Annotated in this window: 7 protein-coding genes; 6 read left to right on the forward strand and 1 reads right to left on the reverse strand. The window is 52.9% G+C overall.

Annotated elements, in window-relative coordinates:
* The coding region (locus tag B2Z72_RS01065) for a CarD family transcriptional regulator (protein WP_297004008.1) at positions 1–1929 on the reverse strand (1929 nt) is incomplete at its 3' end.
* A gap of 216 nt (positions 1930–2145) precedes the next feature.
* Between B2Z72_RS01065 and B2Z72_RS01070 the strand changes: the two genes are divergently transcribed.
* The 6 genes from B2Z72_RS01070 to B2Z72_RS01095 all read left to right on the forward strand — a co-directional run.
* Positions 2146–3591 (forward strand): glyceraldehyde-3-phosphate dehydrogenase, encoded by a 1446-nt coding sequence (locus B2Z72_RS01070; protein ID WP_296982974.1) that lies wholly within the window; start codon positions 2146–2148, stop codon positions 3589–3591.
* A 329-nt stretch (positions 3592–3920) separates the two neighbouring features.
* Positions 3921–5255: a Na(+)-translocating NADH-quinone reductase subunit A gene (locus tag B2Z72_RS01075; RefSeq protein WP_296982975.1), complete on the forward strand. Its 1335-nt coding sequence runs from the start codon at positions 3921–3923 to the stop codon at positions 5253–5255.
* A 2-nt stretch (positions 5256–5257) separates the two neighbouring features.
* On the forward strand, positions 5258–6472 hold the full coding sequence (locus tag B2Z72_RS01080; protein WP_296982976.1) for an NADH:ubiquinone reductase (Na(+)-transporting) subunit B: 1215 nt from the start codon (positions 5258–5260) through the stop codon (positions 6470–6472).
* A complete protein-coding gene (locus B2Z72_RS01085) occupies positions 6459–7256 on the forward strand; it encodes a Na(+)-translocating NADH-quinone reductase subunit C (RefSeq protein ID WP_296982977.1) in 798 nt (265 codons plus the stop codon). The genes B2Z72_RS01080 and B2Z72_RS01085 overlap by 14 nt, the downstream gene beginning before the upstream one ends.
* 2 nt (positions 7257–7258) lie before the next feature.
* Positions 7259–7921 (forward strand): NADH:ubiquinone reductase (Na(+)-transporting) subunit D, encoded by a 663-nt coding sequence (locus tag B2Z72_RS01090; RefSeq protein ID WP_296982978.1) that lies wholly within the window; start codon positions 7259–7261, stop codon positions 7919–7921.
* Positions 7921–8311: NADH:ubiquinone reductase (Na(+)-transporting) subunit E (locus tag B2Z72_RS01095; protein ID WP_297004010.1), on the forward strand; the 391-nt coding region annotated here is incomplete at its 3' end. The genes B2Z72_RS01090 and B2Z72_RS01095, both read left to right, overlap by 1 nt.

Genomic DNA, 8311 nt, shown 5'->3' on the forward strand with positions numbered 1-8311 from the left:
CATGGCAACTTCGGTTTTACCGAAGCCAACGTCGCCACACACCAGACGATCCATCGGCCGCGGCGAGCACATGTCTTCGATCACGGCATCAATGGCTGCCTGCTGATCCGGGGTTTCTTCGTAAGGGAAGCCGGCGGCAAAGCGTTCGTAGTCTTCGTCCGGCTTGTCAAAAGCAAAGCCTTTGCGCGCTTCGCGGCGGGCGTAGATATCCAGCAGCTCGGCAGCGCTGTCGCGGATTTTCTCTGCTGCTTTGCGTTTGGCCTGCGCCCATTTATCGGTGCCCAGTTTACTGATTGGTGCCGCACCTTCCTCATTACCGCCGTAGCGGGAAATCAGATGCAGGGCAGAGACAGGCACATAGAGTTTGGCGTTGCCCTGGTATTCGAGCACCAGAAATTCGTTCACTTCACCGCCGGCTTCCAGCGTCTGCAGGCCCATGTAGCGGCCGACGCCATGATCCAGATGCACTACAGGTGACCCTTCCTGCAGCTCCGACAGATCGCGGATCATCATATCCGGATTGGTTTTCTGCTTGTCGCGGCGGCGGGTCTGGCGGATACGCTGACCAAACAGCTGGTTTTCGGTGACGATGGCAATGCCGTCATCGTCGAGCAGAACGCTGTCGTCCAGAGGGCCAACGATCAGGCCCGGGGTCTGATCTGCCTTAACAAAGCTGTTCCAGTCATCGTACTCCTGTGGGCGCACACTGATGCGGCCCAACAGCTCGCGCAGGGCTTCGCGGCGGCCAGCGGATTCGGCGCAGAACAGAACCCGCAGCTGCGCATTGCTTTGCAGCCAGCTTTGTACGCGTTGCAGCGGCTGTTCCAGACGGGAATCGATACTGATGTCCGGCAGCTGACTGACTGCGTAGCTGACCGCGCCGGCACGCTCAGGCGGGGCATCGGCCTGCCATTGAATGCGCGGATGTTCATTCATGCGGCCAAACAGCTGATCGGTGGCGAGAAACAGCTGGGCTGGCGGCAGAATCGGGCGCATACGGTCGTAACGGCGGCTTTCGTAGCGCTGCTCGGCATCTTTGCGGAACTGCTCTGCAGCTTCTTCGGTGCGGCCATCGTGGACAATCAGGGTATTGCGCGGCAGGTGATCAAATAGGCTGCCGAGGTCTTCGGCAAAAAACAGCGGCAGGTAGTACTCAATACCGGCCGGTGCAATGCCGCCACTGACATCAGTGAACACCGGGCAGGCTTTCGGGTCCTGATCAAAGAAATCAAACCAGCGTGATTTAAAGGTGCGGATGGCGCTGGTGTTGAGCGGGAATTCGCGTGCCGGCAGGATGCGGATGTTGTCGACTTTTTCCAGGGTGCGCTGGCTTTCCGGATCAAAGGTACGCAGGGTTTCGATTTCATCGTCGAACAGCTCGATGCGGAACGGCGTGTCGTGACCCATTGGGAAGATATCAACAATGGAACCGCGCACGGCGAATTCACCGTGTTCGTATACGGTATCGACACAATGGTAGCCAGCGGATTCGAGCTGAATGCGGGTGTTGTCGACAGCAAAGTTCTGGCCGATATCAAGGGCGAAAGTCTGGCCCTGATAGAAGCTGGCCGGAGGCAGGCGGTGCAGCAGGGTGGAGACCGGCAGAATCAGAATGCCGTGCTGAATATCCTGCAGTCTGCTCAGGGTGGCGATACGTTGCGAGACAATGTCCTGATGCGGAGAAAACACATCGTAAGGCAGGATTTCCCAGTCGGGGAAGTGCAGCACAGGTAAGTCTTCGGCGAAGAAGCGGATTTCTTCCTGCAGGCGCAGGGCACTGGCCGGGTCGGCACAGATCACCAGGGTCAGGCCTTTATGGCCTGCCGCAGCGCTGGCAATGGAAAGAGCCTGCGAGGCTCCGCTCAGATTTCCCCAGAAGCGCCGTTCAGCGGCTTTGGTCGGGATTTCCGGGGAAAAAGGGCTGGCCATGTGTACTCCTGCAATAACGGCATCATCTTAAGCGGCCGCCAGTTTAGCGGAAGGGCAGGCGCATAGAAACGCCTGTTGTCAGCCGCCCGGGCAGAATCAGGGCAGAAATGACCGCCACACTTTGTTCAATTTGTTTGTTAATTGTTTTACATCTGGGCATAATATGCGCCCGAAATTTGCCCATTATTTTTACTGAATAAAACGGAAGGTGAACCCGTGAGCCAAGACATGCGCGAAGCCTGTTTGCAGGACTGGATGGACCGTGAAGCCATCGCTGAATCAATGATCCCTGTGATTGGTCAGCTGTACCGTCACAAGAACATCGTGACTTCTATTTACGGCCGTCCTGTTATCAACCGCTCTGTAATTGAAATCCTGAAGGCGCACCGCTTTGTGCGTCATATGGAGAAACAGGAGCTGTCTGTACACGACACTTTCCCTATCCTGAACGCGCTTAGCGAAATGGACGTATGCCGTGCGCATATCGATCTGGGCAAGCTGGCGGTTAAATTCCGCGCAGAAGGCAATGGCCGCGATCTGCAGGCTTTCCTGGCGGATGAGCTTTCAGAAGTGACTGCACAGCCTGCAGAAGAAAACGAAAACCGCGACGTAGTACTGTACGGTTTTGGCCGTATCGGTCGTCTGCTGGCGCGTATCCTGATTGAAAAAGCCGGTTCCGGTTCCCTGCGTCTGCGTGCCATCGTCGTTCGCCGCGGTAAAGGTGATGACCTGGTGAAACGTGCTTCACTGCTGCGTCGTGATTCTGTGCACGGTACTTTCCGCGGCACTCTGACCGTTGATGCAGAAAACGAAGCGATTATCGCCAACGGTAACTACATCAAAATCATCTACGCTAACGACCCGGCGGCTATCGATTACACGGAATACGGCATCAATAATGCTCTGGTGATTGATAATACTGGTGTATGGCGTGATGAAGATGGTCTGGCTCAGCACCTGCAGGCCAAAGGTACTGCCCGTGTGTTGCTGACTGCACCAGGCAAAGGCGATCTGAAAAATATCGTGTACGGTATCAACAACGGTGATATCGAAGCATCTGACAAGATCCTGTCTGCTGCTTCCTGTACCACCAACGCCATTACTCCGGTCCTGAAAGTAATGAATGATCAGTTCGGCATTAATAACGGTCACGTTGAAACTGTTCACTCTTATACCAACGACCAGAACCTGATCGACAACTACCACAAGGGTGACCGTCGTGGTCGTTCTGCGCCGCTGAACATGGTTATTACTGAAACTGGCGCAGCGAAAGCGGTTGCCAAAGCACTGCCTGAACTGAAAGGCCTGCTGACCGGTAACGCGATCCGAGTTCCGACACCAAACGTGTCGATGGCGATCCTGTCGCTGAACCTGAAAAAAGAGACATCTGTTGAAGAGGTAAACAACTACCTGCGCGAACAGTCTCTTCATTCAGCGGTACAAAAGCAGATCGACTGGGTGAACTCTCCGGAAGTGGTTTCTACTGACTTTGTTGGTAACAGCCACGCCGGTATCGTTGATGCCCAGGCCACTATTGTGAATGGCAGTCACGTGAATCTGTACGTCTGGTACGATAACGAATATGGCTACAGCCGTCAGGTTGTGCGTATTGCGCAACAGGTTTGTGGGGTTGAATATCCTACTTTCCCTAAAGTAGGCTGATATAAAAACCGCTGCTCTGCAGCGGTTTTTTTTTACCCTGAATCCGGTTTATGTGCGCTTTATGACATTTTGACTAAACTTTGCACAATGATGCCGTGATCAGGGTGATTAGACTTCTCTGTATTAGGAATTGGTCGGAAGTCCTGTGGATTAATCGGCTGCCGGTCATTATACTTAGCGCGATTTTTAACTTGGGAAATGGGTCCAAGTGCCTGTTTTCAGAACAAAAAGATATTCGCACAGCACAGCCTGACATTGATGTGGGGAGGCTGTGTGCTGTCTTTTTGCGCTGGTGCAGCACGCGGAACAACTGTGATTAGGCGAGGCGTATGATCGATATCAGAAAGGGTCTCGACTTACCAATCACCGGAAATCCTGAACAAGTCATTACGGATGGGCCAGCGGTAACGCAAGTTGCTGTACTGGGTCCGGACTATGTTGGCATGAAGCCAACGATGGCTGTGCAGGAAGGTGATCGAGTCAAGAAAGGCCAGGTGTTATTCACCGACAAAAAAACGGAAGGTGTGCAATACACTTCTCCAGGCGCGGGTGTGGTAAAAGCCATCAACCGCGGTGAGCGTCGCGTATTCCTGTCGATAGTAATCGAACTGGATGGTGATGAAGAAGAAACATTCAAGAGTTATACGCCCGAACAGCTGACATCTCTGTCTGCTGACGAGATTCAGGACAATCTGGTTGCTTCCGGTCTGTGGACTGCACTGCGCACCCGTCCTTTCTCCCGCGTCCCTGAGCTTGGTTCACGTCCACAGGCGATCTTCGTTAATGCCATGGATACCAATCCTCTGGCAGGCGATCCTCAGCTGGTAATCAAAGAACAGGCTGCTGCATTCAAGCAGGGGCTGACCGTTCTGAAAAAGCTGACGGAAGGCAAACTGTTCGTGTGCAAAGCACCTGGTGCTGACATTCCGTCTGCCGGTGTTGAGACCACTGAAGAGTTCTCCGGCCCGCATCCGGCAGGCCTGTCAGGTACTCATATTCACTACCTGTACCCTGTCAGCGAACAGCGCACAGTATGGACTGTGGGCTATCAGGATGTCATTGCCGTCGGTCAATTGTTTACTACTGGTAAGCTGTATACCGACCGTGTGATCTCTCTGGCGGGTCCTCAGGTTATGCAGCCACGTCTGGTACGTACCCGTATCGGTGCGGATCTGGCTCAACTGACTGCGGGGGGGCTGAAAGACGGCGAGAACCGTATGATTTCAGGCTCCGTCTTCGGTGGCCGTACAGCCGCTGGTGAACTGGCATTTGTTGGTCGTTTCCACGATCAGATCTCCGTTATCCTGGAAGGCCGTGATCGTCCACTCCTGCACTATCTGCGTGCCGGTGTGAACAATTTCTCCGTGATGCCGTTGTATCTGTCGAAACTGCTGGGCAAACGCTTTGCCTTTACCTCAACCACCAATGGCAGTGAACGTGCCATGGTGCCTGTGGGTGCTTACGAGAAGATCATGCCACTCGATATTCTGCCAACTCAGCTGCTGCGTGCTCTGATTGTGGAAGATATGGAATCGGCGATCAGTCTTGGCGCGCTGGAACTGGACGAAGAAGACCTGGCTCTGTGCAGCTTCGTTTGTCCGGGCAAGTACGAGTACGGCCCGATCCTGCGTAAAAATCTCACCCGAATTCAGGCGGAGGGTTAATCATGGGCTTGCGTAACATGCTCGATAAGATGGCGCCTGCGTTTGAGAAGGGCGGCAAATACGAAAAAATGTATCCGCTGTATGAAGCAGTTGATACAGGTCTGTTCCGTCCATCCAGTGTGACCAACAATACGGCACACGTACGTGATGGTATCGACCTCAAGCGTATTATGATCACTGTGTGGCTGTGTACATTCCCGGCGATGTTCTTCGGTATGTACAACATTGGTCTGCAGGCGAATGGTGCGATTGCTGCCGGTGCCGGTATGCCAATCGAAGGCTGGCGTGAAGTACTGATCGCTCTGCTGGGCGGCAGTGGTCACGATGTTGCCAGTTTCTGGGATAACTTCACTTTTGGTGCTGCTTACTTCCTTCCTGTGTATGCCACTACCTTTATCGTTGGTGGTTTCTGGGAAGTGCTGTTTGCCACTATCCGTAAACACGAAGTGAACGAAGGCTTCTTCGTAACTTCCATTCTGTTTGCACTGATTCTGCCACCAACGATTCCTCTGTGGCAGGTTGCCCTGGGTATTACGTTCGGTGTGGTGATCGGTAAGGAAATCTTCGGTGGTACCGGTAAGAACTTCCTGAACCCGGCACTGACTGGCCGTGCTTTCCTGTTCTTTGCTTACCCTGCGGATATGTCCGGTAACGCGGTCTGGACAGCGGCTGATGGTTTCACTGGGGCAACTGCACTGGGTAACGCTGCAGAAGGCGGTGTGGACAGCATCATCAGCAATGGTGTGACCTGGGCCGATGCTTTCTTCGGTACGATTCAGGGCTCAATGGGTGAAACCAGTACTCTGGCGATCCTGATTGGCGGTGCTGTACTGCTGACCATGGGTATTGCTTCCTTCCGTATCGTCGCCGGTGTGATGATCGGTATGGTGGTGACCACGCTGCTGCTGAACGCGGTTGGTTCTGATACCAATCCGATGTTTGCGCTGCCATGGTACTGGCATCTGGTGCTGGGTGGTTTTGCCTTCGGTATGATCTTTATGGCAACCGATCCTGTATCTGCGTCCATGACCAACAAAGGTAAGTGGTTCTTCGGTGCTCTGATTGGCTTTATGGTGATTATGATCCGTGTTGTGAACCCTGCGTTCCCGGAAGGCATGATGCTCGCCATTCTGTTTGCCAACCTGTTTGCGCCTCTGATTGACCATTTCGTCGTTCAGGCAAACATCAAACGGAGGGTTGCACGTGTCAGCGAATAACGACAGCATTCAGAAAACCCTGTTGGTTGCCATTCTCCTGTGTCTGGTGTGTTCTGTGATCGTGGCCGGTGCCGCGGTATCACTGAAGCCGATGCAGCAGGCCAACAAGGCAAAAGATATGAGACAGAACATTCTGGCCGCAGCAGGTATTCTGCAGTCAGGAGTGAGCATTGATGAACAGTTCAAACAGATCACAACCCGCATTGTGAATTTGGAAGAGGGTCGTTACGCGACTGACGAAGAACTGGCTGAAATCAAAGCTGCAGGTCTGGACCCACAAAACTACGATCAGCGTAAAGCTTCCAAGACTACCGGTATTTCTGTAGCTCTGGATCCGGAAAAGGACATCGCCAGCATTAAGCGTCAGGCGGAATTCGCACCGGTTTATATGATCGAGAAAGACGGTGAAGTGGAAAAAATGATCCTGCCGGTACACGGTTACGGTCTGTGGTCCACTCTGTACGGCTTCCTCGCACTGGAAGGCGATATGGAAACCATCATCGGTCTGGGTTTTTACTCCCATGCTGAAACACCAGGACTGGGTGGTGAAGTTGATAACCCTGTCTGGAAAGCCAAGTGGAACGGTAAAAAGCTGCATGACAGCGACGGTGATCTGGCGATCTCCGTGGTTAAAGGTGGCGCTGAGCCGGGTAACCTGAATCAGGTTGATGCACTGTCTGGTGCAACTCTGACCAGCCGTGGTGTCGATAACCTGGTGAAATTCTGGGTTGGTCAGTATGGCTTCGGTAAATTCCTGACTCACTTGCAAGAACAGGGGGCCTGATTATGTCTGAATTGAAAAAAGTTCTTACCGAACCGTTATTCAGTAAAAACCCGATTGCGGTTCAGATTCTGGGTATCTGTTCGGCTCTGGCGGTAACCACCAGTCTGAACGTAACCATCGTTATGTGTATCGCACTGACGTCGGTAACCGCGTTTTCAAACCTGGGTATCGCTCTGATCCGTAACCACATTCCGAACAATATCCGGATCATCGTGCAGATGATCATTATTGCTTCGCTGGTAATCGTGGTGGATCAGATTCTGAAAGCCTATGCCTACGACATCAGCAAGCAGTTGTCGGTGTTCGTTGGTCTGATCATTACCAACTGTATCGTAATGGGTCGTGCAGAAGCCTTCGCTATGAAGAATGGTCCTGTACTGAGCTTCTTCGACGGTATCGGTAACGGCCTCGGTTACTCTGTGGTTCTGCTGACTGTAGGGTTTGTGCGTGAACTGTTCGGTTCCGGCAGCCTGTTTGGCTTTGAAATCCTGCCGCTGATTCAGAACGGTGGCTGGTATCAGTCCAACGGTCTGCTGCTGCTGCCGCCATCGGCGTTCTTCATTATCGGTGGTTTCATCTGGGTACTGCGTACTGTACGTAAAGACCTGAATGAAAAAGCAGAATTCAAGATTCTGCCAAACACTGAAAACTCCGGAGGCCACTAATGGAACATTACATCAGTCTGTTTGTTAAGGCCGTGTTCGTTGAAAACATGGCGCTGGCGTTCTTCCTGGGGATGTGTACCTTCCTGGCGATTTCCAAGAAGATTCAGACGGCAATTGGTCTGGGTATTGCGGTTGTTGTGGTACAGACTATCACCGTACCGGCCAACAACCTGATTTATACCTACCTTCTGAAGGAAGGCGCTCTGACCTGGATCAGCGAAGATTTTTCTGCTGTGGATCTGAGCTTCCTCGGTCTGCTGACCTACATCGGTGTGATCGCGGCGATCGTACAGATCATGGAAATGGTACTCGATAAGTACGTTCCTTCTCTGTACAACGCGCTGGGTGTGTTCCTGCCACTGATTACCGTGAACTGCGCCATCATGGGTG

The sequence above is a fragment of the Thalassolituus sp. UBA6592 genome, assembly GCF_002433655.1.
In the GTDB taxonomy this organism is placed as follows: Bacteria; Pseudomonadota; Gammaproteobacteria; order Pseudomonadales; family Oceanobacteraceae; genus Venatoribacter.